Source organism: Kitasatospora sp. NPDC058162, from assembly GCF_042884005.1.
Classification (GTDB): Bacteria; Actinomycetota; Actinomycetes; order Streptomycetales; family Streptomycetaceae; genus Kitasatospora.
Map to the genome: position 1 here is coordinate 1 of NZ_JBHVUS010000038.1, position 17,469 is coordinate 17,469.

A 17,469-nucleotide genomic window follows, 5' to 3' on the forward strand; every position below is an offset into this window, starting at 1 on the left:
TGGCACGCTGTTGAGTTCTCAAGGAACGGACGCTTCCTTCGGACCGCCTTCCAGCGGGCCCTCCGGGCGCTTCGTTCTTTCGTGTTTCCAGCTTACCAGATGTTTTCTGCTCCGTTTACCGGGGCTTTTCGCATCTGAAATCTGGTGTTAACCGCCAAGTTGTGGCGACTCGACCAACCATAGCGGGTCGCCAGCCGGAGTGCGAATCGAGGCGCGCTCGGGGTCACTCGGACGGCGGCATGATTTGTTGCTCTCGCGAGCATATACAGCAATGGTCCTGATTCGCCAAGATGCCTGTAGAGTGCGGCGCATCGACCAAGAGGACTAGACCAGTCGCGAGTCGATGTGACGCCGGTCGGTAGACAGGCGGGGGCGTGGGTCTTCGCCCGGGAATGTCGACAGATGTCCGAAGTTGACATGATTTAGGCTTCAGTTGATCGTGTGCCGCACCTCGCGGCCGCTCGCTGAAATGCGCACTTGGGAGGCACAACCATGACCACTGTGACGTCGCCGCTGACCGGGCAGGTCGTCGGGCTCGCCGGCGTGCCGGATCCGGTGTTCTCGGGTGCGATGGTCGGCCCGGGCACCGCGATCGACCCGGTTCGCGAGCCCACCGAGGCGGTCGCTCCGGTGGACGGCGTCGTCGTCTCCATGCACCCGCACGCCTTCGTGGTGGTGGACGCGGACGGGCACGGTGTGCTGACCCACCTCGGGATCGACACGGTGCAGCTGAACGGCGAGGGCTTCGAGCTGCTCGTCAACAAGGGCGACACGGTGACCCGCGGTCAGGCCGTCATCCGGTGGGACCCGGCCGCGGTCGAGGCCGCGGGCAAGTCGCCGATCTCGCCGATCGTGGCGCTGGAGGCCGCCCCCGACTCGCTGGGTGGCCTGGTCGAGTCCGGCAAGGTCCAGGCGGGCGACGAGCTGTTCAGCTGGAGCTGACCCCTCAACCACCGACACACACCCGCCCCGCAGGAGTTGACGGGGCGACCCGGCACTCAGCGGTTCCCGGCGGGGCCGCTCCTCTCAGCGGAGATTAGGTACATGGAGAAGACACTGCGCGGCGTGGGTGTCAGCCACGGGGTCGCGATCGGCCAGGTGCGGCACATGGGCACGGCGGTGCTGGAGCCCCCGACCACCCAGATCCCGACCGAGGACGCCCCGCGCGAGCAGGCTCGCGCCCAGGCGGCCGTCGAGGCCGTCGCCGCCGACCTGATCGCGCGCGGCAACCTGGCCGGCGGCGAGGCGCAGGCCGTGCTGGAGGCCCAGGCGCTGATGGCGCAGGACCCCGAGCTGATGGCCGACGTGTCCCGCCGGATCGCCGTCGGCAGCAGTGCCGAGCGCGGCGTGTACGACGCCTTCGCGGCGTACCGTGCGCTGCTGGCCTCCGCCGGGGAGTACCTGGCCGGGCGCGTCGCCGACCTGGACGACGTGCGCAACCGCATCGTGGCGCGCCTGCTGGGCGTGCCGATGCCGGGCGTGCCGGACAGCGACGAGCCGTACGTGCTGTTCGCGCGGGACCTCGCGCCGGCCGACACCGCGCTGCTGGACCCGACGCTGGTGCTCGGCTTCGTGACCGAGGAGGGCGGGCCGACCAGCCACAGCGCCATCCTGGCGCGGGCCCTGGGCGTGCCGGCCGTGGTCGCGCTGCCGGGGGCGACGGACGTCGCCGAGGGCACCGTCGTCGCGGTGGACGGCAGCTCGGGCGACGTGCTGCTGGACCCCTCGCAGGAGAAGCAGGACGAGCTGCGGGCGATCGCGGCCGAGCGCAAGGCCGCGCTGGCCTCCTCCTCCGGCCCGGGGCGGACCTCGGACGGGCACCGGGTGCCGCTGCTGGCCAACGTCGGCGGCCCGGCGGACGTGCCGGCCGCGCTGGAGAACGGTGCGGAGGGCGTCGGCCTGTTCCGTACCGAGTTCCTGTTCCTGGACGACTCGGCGAAGGCTCCCTCCGAGGAGAAGCAGGTCGAGGCGTACCGCAAGGTGCTGGAGGCCTTCCCGGAGGGCCGGGTCGTGGTCCGGGTGCTGGACGCGGGCGCCGACAAGCCGCTGGACTTCCTGACCCCGGCCGACGAGCCGAACCCGGCGCTGGGCGTGCGCGGTCTGCGCACCCTGCTGGAGCACCCCGAGGTGCTGCGCACCCAGCTGCGGGCGCTGGCCACGGCGGCCGAGGGCCTGCCCGTGCACCTCGAGGTGATGGCCCCGATGGTGGCCGACCGCAAGGACGCCGCGGACTTCGCGGCCGCGTGCCGCGAGGCCGGCCTGGTCGCGAAGTTCGGTGCGATGGTGGAGATCCCGTCGGCCGCGCTGCGCGCCCGGTCGATCCTCCAGGAGGTCGAGTTCCTGTCGCTGGGGACCAACGACCTCGCCCAGTACACCTTCGCCGCCGACCGCCAGGTCGGTGCGCTGGCCCGGCTGCAGGACCCGTGGCAGCCCGCCCTGCTGGACCTGGTCGCCGCTGCCGCCGAGGCGGCGCAGGCGGTCGGCAAGAGCTGCGGCGTCTGCGGCGAGGCGGCCTCGGACCCGCTGCTGGCCGTGGTGCTGACCGGTCTGGGCGTCACCAGCCTCTCCATGGGCTCGGCCTCGATCCCGTACGTGCGGAGCACCCTGGCGAAGTACACGCTGGCGCAGTGCCGCCGGGCGGCCGAGGCGGCCCGGGCCGCGGACAGCGCCGAGGAGGCGCGGGCCGCCGCCCAGCAGGTGCTCTCCGGCGAGTAGGCCAGTAGGCGAGTAGGCAAGCGGTAGCCGCGAAGGGGCGCCCCCACCACACCCGGTGGGGGCGCCCCTTCGGCGTTCTGCGGGCCGGTCAGGCCTGGCGGTCGACCCGGAGCTGCTCGAAGAAGCGCAGGTGGTCGAGGTTGTCGACGGAGCCGGGGTTGACGGCCTGCTCCAGCGGGGTGCCGGAGAGGATCCGCTTGACCGGGACCTCGATGCGCTTGCCGGTGAGGGTGTGCGGCAGGCCGCGGACGGCGATCACCTCGTCCGGGACGTGGCGCGGGGAGAGCTCGGTGCGCAGCGAGGTGCGGATGCGGCCGATGAGGTCCTGGTCGAGTTCGGCGCCGGGGGCGAGGACGACGAACAGCGGCATCCAGTAGCCGCCGTCGGGCTCCTCCAGGCCGATGACCAGGGATTCGGCGATCTCGGGGAGGCGCTCGACCACCTCGTAGATGTCCGAGGAGCCCATCCGGACGCCCTGGCGGTTGAGGGTGGAGTCGGAGCGGCCGTGGATGACGACGGTGCCCCGGGAGGTGACGGTGATCCAGTCGCCGTGGCGCCAGATGCCGGGGTAGGTGTCGAAGTAGCTGTCGTGGTACCGGGTGCCCTCGGGGTCGTTCCAGAAGCCGGTGGGCATCGACGGGATGGGCGCGGTGACGACGAGTTCGCCGACGGTGTCGGTGTGCGGGTGGCCCTGGACGTCCCAGGACTCGACGGCGGCGCCCAGGCAGGGGGCCTGGATCTCGCCGAGGTACACCGGCAGGGTGGGGACGCCGCCGACGAAGCAGGAGCAGACGTCGGTGCCGCCGCTGACCGAGGCGAGCCAGACGTCCTGCTTGACCTCGTCGTAGATCCAGCGGAAGCCGTCGGGCGGGAGCGGGGAGCCGGTGGTGCCGATGCAGCGGACGGCGGAGAGGTCGAGTTCGCGGCCGGGGTGGAGCTCGGCCTTGCGGCTGGCGATGACGTACGCGGCGGAGGTGCCGAGGACGGTGGCGCCGGTGCGGGCGGCGACGGACCACAGGGCGCCGGTGTCGGGGTGGCCCGGGCTGCCGTCGTAGGTCACGATCGTGGCCCCGACCAGGAGGCCGGCCAGCAGGAAGTTCCACATCATCCAGCCGGTGGAGGTGTACCAGAGGAAGCGGTCCCGGGGGCCGAGGTCAAGGTGGAGGCCGGCCTGCTTGAGGTGTTCGAGCAGGATGCCGCCCTGGCTCTGGATGATGGCCTTGGGCAGGCCGGTGGTGCCGGAGGAGTAGAGGACCCAGAGCGGGTGGTCGAAGGGGACGGGCTCGAACACCGGCTCCACGTCGTCGGCCACCAGGTCGTCCCACTGGAGGGCGCCCTCGGGGGCCGGGGCGCCGAGCAGCGGCACGTGCACCACGGTGTGCAGGCTGGGGAGTTCGCGGCGCAGCTCGGCGACGACCTCGGTGCGGTCGTGGTCCTTGCCGCCGTAGTGGTAGCCGTCGACGGCGAAGAGGACCGCGGGTTCGATCTGCTGGAGGCGGTCGAGGACGCTGCGGGCGCCGAAGTCGGGGGCGCAGCTGGTCCAGACGGCGCCGACGGCGGCGGTGGCGAGCAGGGCGACGGCGGCCTGCGGGATGTTGGGCAGGTAGGCGCTGACCCGGTCGCCGGGTCCGACGCCGCGGGCGCGCAGGGCGGCGGCCAGGGAGCCGACCTGGCGGCGCAGCTCGGACCAGGTGAGGACGGCCGGCTGCTCGGTGGTCTCGTCCAGGTGGAGGATCGCCGGGCGGTCGGCGTTGGCAGGATCCTCCGCGGCGCGCAGGGCGTGCTCGGCGTAGTTGAGGCGGGCGCCGGGGAACCAGCGGGCGCCGGGCATCGCCCGGTCGGCGAGGACGGCCTCGGGGGCTTCGGTGAAGCGGACGTCGAACCACTGCGTCACCGCCGTCCAGAAGCGGTCGAGGTCGGCGGTGGACCAGGCGTGCAGGTCCGCGTAGCGCTGGGCGGCCTGCTGGTCGTCGGCGGCCGGGGCGAGCGGGGCGGCCGGGGCGCCGTGGTGTTCGGCGGCCCAGGCCTGGAAGGCGACCAGACTGGTGGCGGCGGCGCGAGCGGGGTTGGGGCGCCAGAGCGGCTGGTCCTGGGAAGGGGTGCTCACGGTGGTGGTCTCCCGGCCGGTGGTCGGGACGGGTGAGCTCGTGGCCAACCCGTCCGGTTGGGCTGTCGGTGCAGACCATGCCATGTGAGCGGCCGCTGCGCCAGGGTCGGCCGGTGGGGCCGGGGCCGGTCAGCGGGGGTCGAACTCGCCGTCGAACCAGCGGCGCAGGATGCCGTTGTGGAAGTCCCAGACGAGCGCGGTGTCGGCGGTGGCGAGCAGCCAGCCCTCGGTCTCGTCGGTGGGGAGCGAGGGCGGGAGCTCGGCGAGCGGGCGGGCGGGGAGCAGTCCGCAGAGCATGACGAAGCGGCCGTTGGGGTCGGAGGCGGTGTGGATCAGGCGGACGTCGGCGGCGTCGGCCAGGATGCCGGTCTCCTCGGCGAGTTCGCGCACGCAGGCCTGCTGCCAGCTCTCGCCGAAGTCCATGTAGCCGCCGGGGAAGGCGAGTTCGCCGTAGCCGGGTTCGATGGTGCGGCGGATGACGACCAGGGCCGGGTCGGCGTCGGGGCGGGTGACGGGCAGGACGGTGACGGCGACGGGGAGCGGGTTGCGGTAGCTGATCTCGGCGCAGCCGGGGCAGGTGCGGGGCCAGCTGTCGGTGCCGGGCGGGTACGGCGTGCCGCAGAAGTGGCAGTGGGAGAACGGCCGGTGGGTGGTGCGGGTCGCTTCGTCGGTGGTCATGGGCGGATGGTAGCCCGGTGCTCAGCGGGGCCGGTCGTCGGTGCCGGATGCTTCGAGGCCCAAGGGCCTCTCCGAAAGAGAGGCCCTAGCCGTCCTCGCGGGCCGGGCGGAGCAGTGCGGGGTGCAGCAGCTGGGCGTCGCCCGCGTGGTAGGTGCGGGCGCGGGGGCCGCCGCGGGCGCCGCCGCGCTCGGTGGTGGAGCCGGTGCTCTCGACGAAGCCGGGGACGGAGAGCACCTTGCGGTGGAAGTTGCCGGGGTGGAGCTTCTCGTCCCAGACGGCCTCGTAGACGGCGCGGAGGTCGGGGATGGTGAAGTCGTAGGGCAGGAAGGCGGTGGCGAGCGGGCTGTACTCCAGCTTGGCGCGCACCCGGTCGAGGCCGTCGGCCAGGATGCGGGCGTGGTCGAAGGCCAGCCGGATCGGGTGCGGTGCGACCGGCCGGGGGCCGGTGTGCCCGTCGACGCCACCCCCGTGGGTGTCGGCGGGCACACCGGCGGCTTTGGCGCGGTCGAGGGACCGCGGGGCCGGGTCGAGGTCGGCCACCGGGTGCCAGGCGGCGGCCGCGGCGTCCGTTCCGGCCTGCGGGTCGGGCAGGTCCGGGGCGAAGGCCAGGTAGGCGACGGAGACGACGTGCATCCGCGGATCCCGCTCGGGGGCGCCGTAGGTGCCGAGCTGTTCGAGGTGCAGGCGGCAGAGCGCGGCCTCGGCCTCGGAGACGCCCTGCAGGCCCGTCTCCTCGGCGAGTTCGCGGGCGGCGGCCTCGTCGAGGCCCTCCTCCCCCGCTCGCAGGAAGCCGCCGGGCAGCGCCCAGCAGCCCTGGTAGGGCGGGGCGCCGCGTTCGACCAGGAGCACGTGCAGCCGGCCGTGCCGCAGTGTCAGTGCCACCACGTCGACGGTGACGGCGATCGGGGCGTAGGCGCGCGGGTCGTACGCGGCGAGCCACTGCTGCTCGGCCGTGGGCCCGGCGGCGGGTTGGGGGGACGCGTCGTCCGCTGCCATCGCCGGCTCCTCTCCGCGCCCTGGGGCACTTGGTGCTGTCGTTCTCGGGATGAGCACAACGTAACGACTTCGTTCCCCGGCGGCAAACGGTTTTCCGGGTCATCGGAGGTCTCCGCCTTCTAGGCTGTGACCAGGAACGACCGCGCCCGAGGAGGCCGAGATGCCCACTGCTGCCCCGCCGGACTTCGCCGCCGCGCTGGCGGCCGGCCCGCTGGTCCTGGACGGCGGGCTGTCCAACCAGTTGGTCTCCGCCGGGCACGACCTGTCGGACGCGCTGTGGTCGGCGCGGTTGCTCGCGGACGACCCGGAGGCGGTGGTCTCGGCGCACCGGGCGTACTTCGCGGCCGGGGCCGAGGTCGCCATCACGGCGAGCTACCAGGCGAGCTTCGAGGGCTTCGCCCGGCGCGGGGTGGGGCACGCGGCGGCGGCCCGGCTGCTGGCGAGCAGCGTGGAGCTGGCCCGGGAGGCGGCGCGGGCCGAGCCGGGCGGGCGGCGGCGCTGGGTGGCGGCCTCGGTCGGCCCGTACGGGGCGGTGCTGGCGGACGGTTCGGAGTACCGCGGCCGGTACGGGCTGGACCACGCGGAGCTGGTGGCGTTCCACCGGCCGCGGCTGGAGGTGCTGGCGGCGGCCCGGCCGGACGTGCTGGCGCTGGAGACGGTGCCGGACGTGGACGAGGCCCGGGCGCTGCTGGAGCTGGTGCGCGGACTGGGGGTGCCGGCCTGGCTGTCGTACAGCGTGGCGGACGGCCGGACCAGGGCCGGGCAGCCGCTGGCCGAGGCGTTCGCGCTGGCCGCCGAGGTGGACGAGGTGCTGGCGGTGGGCGTCAACTGCTGCACCCCGCAGGACGCGGACCTGGCGGTGGCGGTGGCCGCCGAGGTGACCGGGAAGCCGGTGGTGGTCTACCCGAACAGCGGGGAGAACTGGGATCCGGACCGCCGGGACTGGCGCGGGGAGTCGACCTTCCGCTCCGCCCGGGTGGGCGGCTGGCTGGCGGACGGCGCCCGGCTGGTCGGCGGCTGCTGCCGGGTCGGCACCGACGGGATCGCCGCGCTGGCGGCGGAGGTGAGCGTACGGCGCGGGGTGCTGAGCGGGGCGGACGGCTGAGGCGCCCGACCAGGAGGACCGGCGTCGGCGGCGCGGAAGGTTAACACCCGGCTGAGTGCGGGTTACCGAGGGGGAAGGTGCACGGACGGACGGCGGCCTGGCAGACTCGTCCCGTCACCACTGCGGTCGACAATGTCGACCGCCTGTCGCCCGGAGGTATCCATGCCCGGCCCGATCCAGTCGCTCTCCCGGGCCGCCGCGATCATGCGCCTGCTGGCCGGCGGCGAGCGCCGCCTGGGGCTGTCCGAGGTCGCGACGGCGCTGGACCTGGCCAAGGGCACCGCGCACGGCATCCTGCGCACGCTGCAGCAGGAGGGCTTCGTCGAGCAGGACCCGGAGAGCGGGAAGTACCAGCTGGGCGCCGAGCTGCTGCGGCTGGGGCAGAGCTACCTGGACGTGCACGAGCTGCGCGCGCGGGCGCTGGTGTGGGCGGACGACCTGGCCAGGGCGGCCGGCGAGACCGTCTACCTGGGGGTGCTGCACCAGCAGGGCGTGCTGATCGTGCACCACGTGTTCCGGCCCGACGACACCCGGCAAGTGCTGGAGGTCGGTTCGATGCAGCCGCTGCACAGCACCGCGATCGGCAAGGTGCTGGTGGCCTACGACCCGGTCGCGCGCGGGGAGTTGGGCGACGGGCCGTACGAGTCGTACACCGTGCGGACGTTGACCGAGGCGAGCGACCTGGACGCCGAGTGCGCGCTGATCCGCGAGCGCGGCTGGGCGGACTCGATCGAGGAGACCTGGGAGGGCGTGGCCTCGATCGCCGCGCTGATCCAGGACCGCCGGCGCAACCCGGTGGGCGCGGTGTGCATCAACGGGCCGGTGGAACGGGTCTGCGAGGACGGCTTCGTGAAGCCCTCGCTGGTGGCCTCGGTGCGCAGCGCGGCGCGGGCGATCTCCCGCGACCTGGGCGCCGGGCGGTTCTGAGCAACGCGGTCGATTCGTCACGCTGAGGCGCGGACGGGCGGTGAGCCTGTCCGCGCCTTGGCGTTTTGCCCCGATTCGGGGCGCTCCGCTGGGTAACTTCGGGGGACCTTCCGAGGGAAGGGTCACAGCTGCGTAACCCCGCCTTGACGCGGGGCCGACCTGGGGAGGAAGCTTCCGCATGACGGTCGACATTGTCGAACGATGGCCGGGAAGATCACTCCCACAGCGCGCTCACCCGCACAGGGATCCACCGGCCACCTGCCCCCACCCGCACTTCGGGCCATGACAAGGGAGTCTTTGTGTCCGCCATCTCCAACGGCGACGTCTTCGTCGGCGAAACCCTCGGCACCGCCGCCCTGATACTCCTCGGCGGCGGCGTCTGCGCCGCCGTGACCCTCAAGAAGTCGAAGGCCTTCAACGCCGGCTGGCTGGCGATCACCTTCGGCTGGGGCTTCGCGGTCCTCATCGCCGCCTACATGACCGGTGCCAAGTCCGGTGCCCACCTCAACCCGGCCGTCACCATCGCCATCGCCGTCAAGACCGGCGAATGGAGCCAGGTGCCGCTCTACATCGGCTCCCAGCTGCTCGGTGCGATCATCGGCGCCGTCATGGTCTGGCTCGCCTACCTCGGCCAGTTCCAGGCCAACAAGGAGCCCACCCTCGGCATCTTCTCGACCGGGCCCGAGATCCGGAACCCGCTCCAGAACGTGATCACCGAGGTCATCGGCACCTTCGTGCTCTGCATGGCGATCCTCACCCTCGGCACCACCAAGGGCCTGGGTGACAGCGGCATGGGCACCCTGATCGTCGCCCTCACCGTCGTCGGCATCGGCCTCTCCCTCGGTGGCCCGACCGGTTACGCGATCAACCCGGCCCGTGACCTCGGCCCGCGCATCGCCCACACCTTCCTGCCGATCCCCAACAAGGGCGGCTCCGACTGGTCCTACGCCTGGATCCCGGTCGTCGGTCCGATCCTGGGCGGCCTCGCGGCCGGCGGCGTCTACAACGCCCTGTTCTAAAGGCCCGGTCGGAAACCACCGAGCCACGGGGACTGACCGGACGTACGGCTACCGAACGTCCGTGTCAGGCCCACCCACCCCGTAACCCCCGAACTTGAGCCGAGGACCCTCCACATGACCTCCACTGGCAACTACATCGCCGCGATCGACCAGGGCACCACCTCCAGCCGCTGCATCATCTTCGGCGCCGACGGCCGGATCGTCTCCGTCGACCAGCAGGAGCACCGGCAGATCTTCCCCCAGCCCGGCTACGTCGAGCACGACGCCGCCGAGATCTGGACCCGGGTGCAGTCGGTCGTCCGCGGTGCGCTGGAGAAGGCCGGCCTGACCAAGGACGACATCCGCGCGATCGGCATCACCAACCAGCGCGAGACCACCGTCCTGTGGGACAAGAACACCGGTGAGCCGGTGCACAACGCGCTGGTGTGGCAGGACACCCGCACCGAGGCGCTCTGCCGCGAGCTGGGCCGCAACGTCGGCCAGGACCGCTTCCGCCGCGAGACCGGCCTCCCGCTGGCCAGCTACTTCGCCGGCCCGAAGATCCGCTGGCTGCTGGACAACGTCGAGGGCCTGCGCGAGCGCGCCGAGGCCGGCGACATCCTGTTCGGCACCATGGACACCTGGGTGATCTGGAACCTCACCGGCGGTGTGAACGGCGGCAAGCACGTCACCGACGTGACCAACGCCAGCCGCACCATGCTGATGAACCTGAACACCCTGGCCTGGGACGAGAAGATCGCCGACTCGATGGGCGTGCCGCTGGCCGTCCTCCCGGAGATCCGCTCCTCCGCCGAGGTCTACGGCGAGGCCGTCGGCGACCTGGCCGGCGTCCCGGTCGCCGCCGCGCTCGGCGACCAGCAGGCCGCGCTGTTCGGCCAGACCTGCTTCAACGAGGGCGAGGCCAAGTCCACCTACGGCACCGGCACCTTCCTGCTGCTGAACACCGGCGAGAAGATCGTCAACTCGTACCACGGCCTGCTGACCACGGTCGGCTACCGGATCGGCGACCAGGCCCCGGTGTACGCGCTGGAAGGCTCCATCGCCGTCACCGGCTCGCTCGTCCAGTGGCTGCGCGACCAGCTCGGCATCATCTCCACCGCCGCCGAGATCGAGACCCTCGCCAACACCGTCGAGGACAACGGCGGCGCCTACTTCGTCCCGGCCTTCTCCGGCCTGTTCGCCCCGTACTGGCGCTCCGACGCCCGCGGTGTGATCGCCGGTCTGACCCGGTACGTCACCAAGGGCCACCTGGCCCGGGCCGTCCTGGAGGCCACCGCCTGGCAGACCCGCGAGGTCGTCGACGCCATGCAGAAGGACTCCGGGGTCGAGCTCACCGCCCTCAAGGTCGACGGCGGCATGACCAGCAACAACCTGCTCATGCAGAACATCGCCGACGTCCTGGACGCCCCGGTCGAGCGCCCGTACGTGGCCGAGACCACCGCCCTCGGCGCCGCCTACGCGGCCGGTCTCGCCGTCGGCTTCTGGAACGACCTCGACACCCTGCGGGCCAACTGGCACCGCGCCGCCGAGTGGACCCCGCGCATGGACGAGGCCACCCGGGAGCGCGAGTACAAGAAGTGGCTCAAGGCCGTGGAGCGCACCATGGGCTGGGTGGAGGAGGAAGAGACCAACTGACCGACCAGCCGGCCGGGGCCCCGCGCCCCGGTCGGCCGCCCGGTGTTCCGGCACCGGGCGACACCGTGTTTCACCGGCCCGCCGCACCGGGCCGACCGGCCTCTCCAGCAGAGGCCGTACCGCACCCGAGAGGAGTAACGGCGCAGCCGGAACAGCGCGCCGTACACAACCACCATGGCAACCATCCCGACCCTGGGCGCCGAGCGCACCGCCGGCCGCACCGCCTCCCGCGCCGAGACCCGTGAACTGCTCGGCAAGGCCACCTACGACCTGCTGGTGATCGGGGGCGGCATCCTCGGCACGGCCGTCGCCTGGACCGCGTCCCAGGCCGGCCTGAAGGTCGCCATGGTCGACGCCGGCGACTTCGCCGGTGCCACCTCCAGCGCCTCCTCCAAGCTCGTCCACGGCGGTCTGCGCTACCTGCAGACCGGCGCGGTCAAGCTGGTCGCCGAGAACCACAAGGAGCGCCGCGCGCTCTCCACCGACGTGGCCCCGCACCTGGTCAACCCGCTGACCTTCTTCGTGCCGGTCTACAAGGGCGGCCCGCACGGCGCGGCCAAGCTCGGCGCTGGCGTGTTCCTGTACTCGGCGCTGTCCGCCTTCCGCGACGGCATGGGCCGGGTCTCCACCGCCGCCCACGCCGCCCAGCAGGTGCCCGCGCTGCGCACCGAGGGCCTGCGCTCGGTGGCCGTCTACGGCGACCACCAGATGAACGACTCGCGCGTCGCGGTGATGACCGTGCGCGCCGCCGTCGACGCCGGCGCCGTGGTGCTCAACCACGCCGAGGTCACCGGCCTGCGCTTCACCGGCAGCCGGGTCACCGGCGCCGAGCTGCGCGACCGCCTGGACGGCAGCGAGTTCGGCGTGAACGCCCGTCTGGTGCTCAACGCCACCGGCCCGTGGGTCGACCACCTGCGCAAGATGGAGGACGCCGGCGCCGCGCCGTCGATCCGCCTCTCCAAGGGTGCCCACGTCGTCGTCAAGCGCCGCTCGCCGTGGCGCGCCGCGCTGACCATCCCGATCGACAAGTACCGCGTCTCCTTCGCCATCCCGTGGGAGGACCACGTCCTCCTCGGCACCACCGACGAGGAGTACACCGGCGACCCGAAGGACGTCCGGGCCACCGACGCGGACATCGACCAGATCATGGGCGAGGCCGCGCACGCGATCCGCGACGAGCACCTCGACCGCGACCTGATCACCTACTCCTTCGCGGGCCTGCGCGTGCTCCCCGGCGGCCCCGGCGACACCGCCGCCGCCAAGCGCGAGACCGTCGTCACCGAGGGCCGCGGCGGCATGCTGTCGGTCTCCGGCGGCAAGTGGACCACCTACCGGCACATCGGCCGCGCCGTGCTGGAGAAGCTGGCCCACGTGCCCGGCACCGGCCTCGCCGAGGACATGTCCCCGATCGCCCCGACCGTCCCGCTGCCGGGCGTCGGCGCGCCGAACGCCGTCGCGCACCGCCTGCTGATCGACCGCGAGCCGGGCTCCCGGATGGAGCCGCTGGTCGCCAAGCACCTGGCCAGCCACTACGGCACGCTCTCCTTCGACATCGCCCGCATGATCGACGAGAACCCGGAGCTCGGCCGGCCGATCCACGAGGACGGCCCGGACGTCTGGGCGCAGGTCGCCTACGCGGCCGAGAACGAGTGGGCGTACACCGCGGACGACGTGCTGCGGCGCCGCACCACCATGACGGTGCGCGGGCTGGACACGCCGGAGATCCGGGACGAGGTCGAGGCCTTTCTCGCGAAGCGTGGAACCAAGTAAGCACAGCCTCACCAAGCGTGGGACCAAGTAAGCAACTGCTGTACAGCGGGCGGGCGTTCGGGGTTTCCCCGGGCGCCCGCCCGGCGTTTGGCCGGGACCGGACGGTGGCGCGGGCGCTGGCGGACGTCCTGGAGCGGGCACTGCCCGAGCTGGTGCCCCCGGGGGCGGACGCCGGGCAGGCGGCGGTGGTGATCCTGGCGGCGCGCGAGGGCCTGCTGGCCCGGACGGCGGCGGGCGGTGCGGCGGCCGAGGAGCTGCTGGCGGCGACGTCGGCGGTGCTGTCGGGGCTGCTGGGGCACTGACGGGAACAGGCGGGAACGCCGAGGGGCGGCACCCGTACGGTACGGGTGCCGCCCCTCGGCGGTGCTGCGGGTGGGTGCGCTAGATGATCAGGCTCAGCGGCATGATCAGCGCGATCGCGACGACCGAGATGATCGTCTCCATCACCGACCAGGACTTCAGCGTCTGCCCGACGCTCATCCCGAAGTACTCCTTCACCAGCCAGAAGCCGGCGTCGTTGACGTGCGACAGGAACAGCGAGCCGGCCCCGATCGCGAGCACCAGCAGGGCCGCGTGGGTCGAGGACATGTTCGCGGCGAGCGGGGAGACGATGCCGGCCGCGGTGATGGTGGCGACCGTCGCCGAGCCGGTGGCCAGGCGGATCAGCACAGCGATCAGCCAGCCCAGCAGCAGCGCCGAGATGTGCCACTTGCCGGACCACTCGCTCACCGCGTTGCCGACGCCCACGTCGATCAGGGTCTGCTTGAAGCCGCCGCCCGCGCCCACGATGAAGACGATGCCGGCGATCGGACCGAGCGCCTTGCCGACGGTGTCGGAGATCCGGGCCTTGTCGAAGCCGGCCGCCTTGCCGAGGGTCAGCATGCCGAGCAGGGTCGCGGCGAGCAGGGCGATCAGCGGGGAGCCGACGAAGTCGAGGACCCGCTGGCCGGTCGCCTTCGGGTCGTCGATCACCACGTCGGCCAGCGCCTTGCCGAGCATCAGCACCACCGGCAGCAGGATGGTCGCCAGCACCGCACCGAAGGACGGGGTGCGCTCGTGCTTGACGGTCTCCTCGGGGGCCGTGGCGGCCGGGAGCTCCAGCGGGCCGACCCAGCGCTCGGCCACCCGGGCGAACAGCGGGCCGGCCACGATCAGGGTCGGGATCGCGATCAGCAGGCCGAGCGCCAGGGTGATGCCGAGGTCTGCCTTCAGCGCGTCGACGGCGACCAGCGGGCCCGGGTGCGGGGGCACCAGGCCGTGCAGCACCGACAGTCCGGCCAGGGCCGGGATGCCGACCCGCATCAGCGGCACGTTGCCGCGGCGGGCGACCAGCAGCACGATCGGGATCAGCAGGACCACGCCGACCTCGAAGAACAGCGGCAGGCCGAGCACGGCGGCGATCAGCGCCATCGCCCACGGCAGCGCCTTGTTGCCGGTCCGGGACAGCACGGTGTCGGCGATGATGTTGGCGCCGCCCGAGTCCGCGAGCAGCTTGCCGAGCATCGCGCCCAGGCCGATCAGCAGGCCGACGCTGGCCACGGTGGAGCCGAAGCCGGTGGAGAAGCTGCTCAGCAGCTTGTCGAAGGGGGCGCCCGCGACGGCGGCCAGCAGGCCGGAGCCGAGCGTGAGGGCGAGGAACGGGTGCAGCTTCAGCTTGGTGATCAGCACGACGATCGCACCGATGCTGAGCAGCACCGCGATCAGCAGCTGGGAGTCGCTGCCGGTGTGCGGCAGGGCCGGTGGGGCGGCCGCCGCCGCGAGGAGGGTGGGGGCGTTGCTCACGCGAGGTCTCCATTGACGGGCCGCAGCAGCGCCACGGCCATCTCGACGAGTTCTTCGGGGGACGGGCCCACGTCCAGGACCGCGCCGTGCTCGTCCGCACCCAGGGGCTCGAGGGTGGCGTACTGGGATCCGAGCAGCGACGTCGGCATGAAGTGGCCGGCGCGGTGGGAGAGCCGGTCCTCGACCAGCTCGTGACCACCGCTGAGGTGCAGGAAGAAGGCGTCCGGGGCGTCCGCGCGCAGGATGTCGCGGTAGCCGTGCTTCAACGCCGAGCAGGTGACCACGCCGCCGGTGCCGGCCTCGGCGTGCTCCTTGAGCCAGGCGCCGATGGCGCGCAGCCAGGGCGCACGGTCCTGGTCGTCCAGCGGGGTGCCGGCGGACATCTTGGCGATGTTGGCCGGCGGGTGGAACTCGTCCGCCTCGGCGAAGGGGAGGTCGAGGCGGTCGGCCAGGAGGCGGGCCAGGGTGGTCTTGCCGACACCGGAGACGCCCATCACCACGACGGTGAGGGGGGTGCCCGGGAGGGCGCGGTTCTCGACGTTGAGAGCCATCGGTGGTGCTCCTTCGTTGCAGGCCGCCACTATCGCCTCAAAGATATGACGTATTCAAGCGGGGGAAACCAAATCGTCATACTTTTACTTCCTCGCCGTGCGGGACCAGCGGGCGGGGTGGGGGCCGGCGACGGGTGGCGTCTAGGCTGGGCGGATGGAGATCCAGGGGCTGCCCGGTCGGGTGCTTGACGAGCTCGGGCCGGCGATCGCCTCCGGGGAGATCCCCGAGGGCGCGGTGCTGCGCGGGGAGGACCTGGAGGGGCGGTTCGGGGTGTCCCGGACGGTCGTCCGGGAGGCGGTGCGCGTCCTGGAGGGGATGCGCCTGGTGGCGTCCCGGCGGCGGGTCGGGATCACCGTCCAGCCGAAGTCGCTCTGGGACGTCTTCGACCCGATGGTGATCCGCTGGCGCCTGGCCGGCGCGGACCGGCCCGCCCAGCTGCGCTCGCTCGGCTCCCTGCGGGTGGCCGTCGAACCGGCCGCGGCCGCGCTCGCCGCGAGCCACGCGACCGACGACGACCGGCGCGAACTCAGCTCGCTGGCCGTGGAGTTGACGGTCGCCGCCCGGGAGGCCGACCTCACCACCTTCCTCGGGTACGACATCGCCTTCCACGCCCTCGTGCTGCGCGCCTCCGGGAACGAGATGTTCGCCCACCTCGGCGACACCGTCGGGGCGGTGCTCACCGGCCGCACCGAGTACCATCTGATGCCCCATCAGCCGGAGCCGTACGCGATCAGGCTGCACCGGGAGGTCGCCGACGCGATCTGCGGCGGGGACGCCGCGCACGCCGAGCGGGCGATGCGGACGATCGTCACCGGCGCCCTGGAGGAGCTCAACCTGCAGTTGGACTGAAGCCCCGGCCGCCGTCCACCGTCTGCCCGGATGACACGGTTTGGCGGCAGTTCGGTGGATTCGGACGCATGGTCCGGGTTCGACGGGGCAGAGTGAGGCGAGGGGGCGCATTTCGTGTGCACCCGTTCCGCGTCCACCACCCGTCCACCACCGAACCCGCGCCTGGGGGTCGCCCGATGCCCGTGCCACGCCGCCGTCGCCGCCTGCCCGACGAGGTGCGCTCCGCAGCCGTCCGGGCGGTGCTCTGCCTCTCCTTCACGCTGGTGGGCGTGGTGGTCGCGACCCTGGCCTCGTACGCGGGCAGTTGGCTGATGACGCCCGCGCTGATGGCGATGGGGCTCGGGGTGTTCGGCACGATGTGGTGCCTGCTGGAGATCCTGATCTCCCGCCAGGTCGCCGCCCAGCGGATGCGCGGGCCGAACTCGGCGTCGCCGATGGCGGGCAGCCGGGTCGCCCCCGAGCCGCTGGCCGCCCGCCCGTTCCCCCGGACGGGCCCGCGGACCTGACGGCTGGATCGCCCCGCCCGGGGAACCAGCGGCGACCGTACGGTGGTTGGCTGATCGTCAGGAAACGATCCGGTAGTGGGTGGTGAGCCGGCCGTCGCCGTCCAGGACGTGGAAGGCGAGCATCGGCGGGTGGTCGAAGGTGATGCCGCGCCCGCCCTCGCAGGGCAGCGTGATGGTGGAGACCACCCCGGGCGCGACCAGCAGCGGCAGGCCCGCGAAGGTGGTCGCGGCGGGGGTGTGGGAGTGCCCGCAGAGCAGCGCGGCGACCCGGGGGTGGCGGCGCAGCACCTCCGCCAGGCGCGCCTCGCCGAACTGGCGGATGCCGTCGACGTACGGGATGTGCAGCTCGACCGGCGGGTGGTGGAAGGCCACCAGGGCGGGCAACTCCTGGCGACCGGAGGCCAGTTGGGCGTCCAGCCAGTCCAGGGTCGGGTCGTCCAGCAGGCCGTCGTGCTGCCCGGGTATCGAGGAGTCGAGCATCAGCACGTCGGCGCCGGGCAGTCGGTGCAGCCGGTTGACCGGCTCCGCCGAGGGGTCCTCGCCGAGCAGCACCTGCCGGTACGGCGCGCGGACGTCGTGGTTGCCGGGGCAGGTGAGCACCGGGTGCCGCGAGGTCAGCGCCTTGGCGACCTGCTCGTACTCCTCGGGCAGGCCGTGGTCGGCGAGGTCGCCGGTGACCAGCACCGCGTCCAGCGGGCCGGGCAGGGCGTTGAGGTACGCCATCACCTGCTCGGCCCGCCGCCGGGCTCGCTTGCCGCCGTCCCGGCCGTGGACCTGGCCGAGGTGGATGTCACTGAGGTGCGCGATCGTCAGCATGGTGATCACGC

General features: G+C 72.8%; 16 protein-coding genes. 10 read left to right on the top strand and 6 right to left on the bottom strand.

The genetic code is table 11. The features are described from left to right. Positions 1–492 precede the first annotated feature (492 nt). On the top strand, positions 493–942 hold the full coding sequence (locus tag ACFVXG_RS38560) for a PTS glucose transporter subunit IIA (protein ID WP_387934682.1): 450 nt from the start codon (positions 493–495) through the stop codon (positions 940–942). A 102-nt stretch (positions 943–1,044) separates the two neighbouring features. Continuing rightward, positions 1,045–2,715, top strand: coding sequence for a phosphoenolpyruvate--protein phosphotransferase (gene ptsP / locus ACFVXG_RS38565; protein ID WP_387934683.1), 1,671 nt, complete (start codon positions 1,045–1,047; stop codon positions 2,713–2,715). Positions 2,716–2,803: 88 nt separating this feature from the next. Here ptsP and ACFVXG_RS38570 read toward each other — a convergent pair whose 3' ends face one another. The 3 genes from ACFVXG_RS38570 to ACFVXG_RS38580 form a co-directional block, all read right to left on the bottom strand. Further along, positions 2,804–4,906 carry an acetoacetate--CoA ligase gene (locus ACFVXG_RS38570; RefSeq protein ID WP_387934685.1) on the bottom strand — a complete coding sequence of 701 codons (2,103 nt, stop codon included), beginning with the start codon at positions 4,904–4,906 and terminating at the stop codon, positions 2,804–2,806. Positions 4,907–4,951: 45 nt separating this feature from the next. After that, a complete protein-coding gene (locus ACFVXG_RS38575) occupies positions 4,952–5,500 on the bottom strand; it encodes an NUDIX domain-containing protein (RefSeq protein WP_387934687.1) in 549 nt (182 codons plus the stop codon). Between the two features lie 85 nt (positions 5,501–5,585). After that, the gene (locus ACFVXG_RS38580) at positions 5,586–6,497 is read right to left on the bottom strand and encodes an NUDIX domain-containing protein (protein ID WP_387934688.1); all 912 of its coding nucleotides are present in this window, start codon (positions 6,495–6,497) and stop codon (positions 5,586–5,588) included. Between the two features lie 160 nt (positions 6,498–6,657). On the opposite strand from ACFVXG_RS38580, the gene mmuM reads away from it, so the two are divergent. The 6 genes from mmuM (at position 6,658) to ACFVXG_RS38610 (ending at position 13,255) form a co-directional block, all read left to right on the top strand. Next, on the top strand, positions 6,658–7,602 hold the full coding sequence (mmuM, locus tag ACFVXG_RS38585; protein WP_387934690.1) for a homocysteine S-methyltransferase: 945 nt from the start codon (positions 6,658–6,660) through the stop codon (positions 7,600–7,602). 162 nt (positions 7,603–7,764) lie between these two features. Next, on the top strand, positions 7,765–8,529 hold the full coding sequence (locus ACFVXG_RS38590; protein WP_387934692.1) for an IclR family transcriptional regulator: 765 nt from the start codon (positions 7,765–7,767) through the stop codon (positions 8,527–8,529). 308 nt (positions 8,530–8,837) lie between these two features. Then, positions 8,838–9,548 carry an MIP/aquaporin family protein gene (locus ACFVXG_RS38595; RefSeq protein ID WP_375892419.1) on the top strand — a complete coding sequence of 237 codons (711 nt, stop codon included), beginning with the start codon at positions 8,838–8,840 and terminating at the stop codon, positions 9,546–9,548. Between the two features lie 114 nt (positions 9,549–9,662). Continuing rightward, the gene (glpK, locus tag ACFVXG_RS38600; protein WP_387934694.1) at positions 9,663–11,183 is read left to right on the top strand and encodes a glycerol kinase GlpK; all 1,521 of its coding nucleotides are present in this window, start codon (positions 9,663–9,665) and stop codon (positions 11,181–11,183) included. Between the two features lie 174 nt (positions 11,184–11,357). Beyond that, a complete protein-coding gene (locus ACFVXG_RS38605) occupies positions 11,358–12,953 on the top strand; it encodes a glycerol-3-phosphate dehydrogenase/oxidase (RefSeq protein WP_350508920.1) in 1,596 nt (531 codons plus the stop codon). A gap of 17 nt (positions 12,954–12,970) precedes the next feature. After that, positions 12,971–13,255 (top strand): hypothetical protein, encoded by a 285-nt coding sequence (locus ACFVXG_RS38610; RefSeq protein WP_387934696.1) that lies wholly within the window; start codon positions 12,971–12,973, stop codon positions 13,253–13,255. Between the two features lie 79 nt (positions 13,256–13,334). Here the strand turns inward: ACFVXG_RS38610 and ACFVXG_RS38615 are convergent, their stop codons facing one another. Both ACFVXG_RS38615 and ACFVXG_RS38620 read right to left on the bottom strand, forming a co-directional pair. Further along, entirely contained in the window at positions 13,335–14,687 is a 1,353-nt protein-coding gene (locus ACFVXG_RS38615; RefSeq protein WP_387934793.1) for a gluconate:H+ symporter, read from the bottom strand. A gap of 44 nt (positions 14,688–14,731) precedes the next feature. Continuing rightward, on the bottom strand, positions 14,732–15,286 hold the full coding sequence (locus ACFVXG_RS38620) for a gluconokinase (RefSeq protein WP_387934698.1): 555 nt from the start codon (positions 15,284–15,286) through the stop codon (positions 14,732–14,734). A 154-nt stretch (positions 15,287–15,440) separates the two neighbouring features. Here ACFVXG_RS38620 and ACFVXG_RS38625 point away from each other — a divergent pair, with 154 nt between their 5' ends. Together ACFVXG_RS38625 and ACFVXG_RS38630 are read left to right on the top strand one after the other, a co-directional pair. Beyond that, on the top strand, positions 15,441–16,136 hold the full coding sequence (locus tag ACFVXG_RS38625) for a FadR/GntR family transcriptional regulator (protein ID WP_387934699.1): 696 nt from the start codon (positions 15,441–15,443) through the stop codon (positions 16,134–16,136). A 176-nt stretch (positions 16,137–16,312) separates the two neighbouring features. Further along, positions 16,313–16,642 (top strand): hypothetical protein, encoded by a 330-nt coding sequence (locus tag ACFVXG_RS38630; protein ID WP_387934701.1) that lies wholly within the window; start codon positions 16,313–16,315, stop codon positions 16,640–16,642. Between the two features lie 57 nt (positions 16,643–16,699). Here the strand turns inward: ACFVXG_RS38630 and ACFVXG_RS38635 are convergent, their stop codons facing one another. Then, a complete protein-coding gene (locus ACFVXG_RS38635; RefSeq protein ID WP_387934703.1) occupies positions 16,700–17,458 on the bottom strand; it encodes a phosphodiesterase in 759 nt (252 codons plus the stop codon). Between the last annotated feature and the right edge of the window lie 11 nt (positions 17,459–17,469).

What these genes read in the sequence shown, in the direction of transcription:
- ACFVXG_RS38560 (WP_387934682.1), top strand. Translation starts at nt 493, where the DNA reads ATGACCACTGTGACGTCGCCGCTGACCGGGCAGGTCGTCGGGCTCGCC.
- ptsP (WP_387934683.1), top strand. Translation starts at nt 1,045, where the DNA reads ATGGAGAAGACACTGCGCGGCGTGGGTGTCAGCCACGGGGTCGCGATC.
- ACFVXG_RS38570 (WP_387934685.1), bottom strand. Translation starts at nt 4,906, where the DNA reads ATGGCATGGTCTGCACCGACAGCCCAACCGGACGGGTTGGCCACGAGC.
- ACFVXG_RS38575 (WP_387934687.1), bottom strand. Translation starts at nt 5,500, where the DNA reads ATGACCACCGACGAAGCGACCCGCACCACCCACCGGCCGTTCTCCCAC.
- ACFVXG_RS38580 (WP_387934688.1), bottom strand. Translation starts at nt 6,497, where the DNA reads ATGGCAGCGGACGACGCGTCCCCCCAACCCGCCGCCGGGCCCACGGCC.
- mmuM (WP_387934690.1), top strand. Translation starts at nt 6,658, where the DNA reads ATGCCCACTGCTGCCCCGCCGGACTTCGCCGCCGCGCTGGCGGCCGGC.
- ACFVXG_RS38590 (WP_387934692.1), top strand. Translation starts at nt 7,765, where the DNA reads ATGCCCGGCCCGATCCAGTCGCTCTCCCGGGCCGCCGCGATCATGCGC.
- glpK (WP_387934694.1), top strand. Translation starts at nt 9,663, where the DNA reads ATGACCTCCACTGGCAACTACATCGCCGCGATCGACCAGGGCACCACC.
- ACFVXG_RS38605 (WP_350508920.1), top strand. Translation starts at nt 11,358, where the DNA reads ATGGCAACCATCCCGACCCTGGGCGCCGAGCGCACCGCCGGCCGCACC.
- ACFVXG_RS38620 (WP_387934698.1), bottom strand. Translation starts at nt 15,286, where the DNA reads ATGGCTCTCAACGTCGAGAACCGCGCCCTCCCGGGCACCCCCCTCACC.
- ACFVXG_RS38625 (WP_387934699.1), top strand. Translation starts at nt 15,441, where the DNA reads ATGGAGATCCAGGGGCTGCCCGGTCGGGTGCTTGACGAGCTCGGGCCG.
- ACFVXG_RS38630 (WP_387934701.1), top strand. Translation starts at nt 16,313, where the DNA reads ATGCCCGTGCCACGCCGCCGTCGCCGCCTGCCCGACGAGGTGCGCTCC.
- ACFVXG_RS38635 (WP_387934703.1), bottom strand. Translation starts at nt 17,458, where the DNA reads ATGCTGACGATCGCGCACCTCAGTGACATCCACCTCGGCCAGGTCCAC.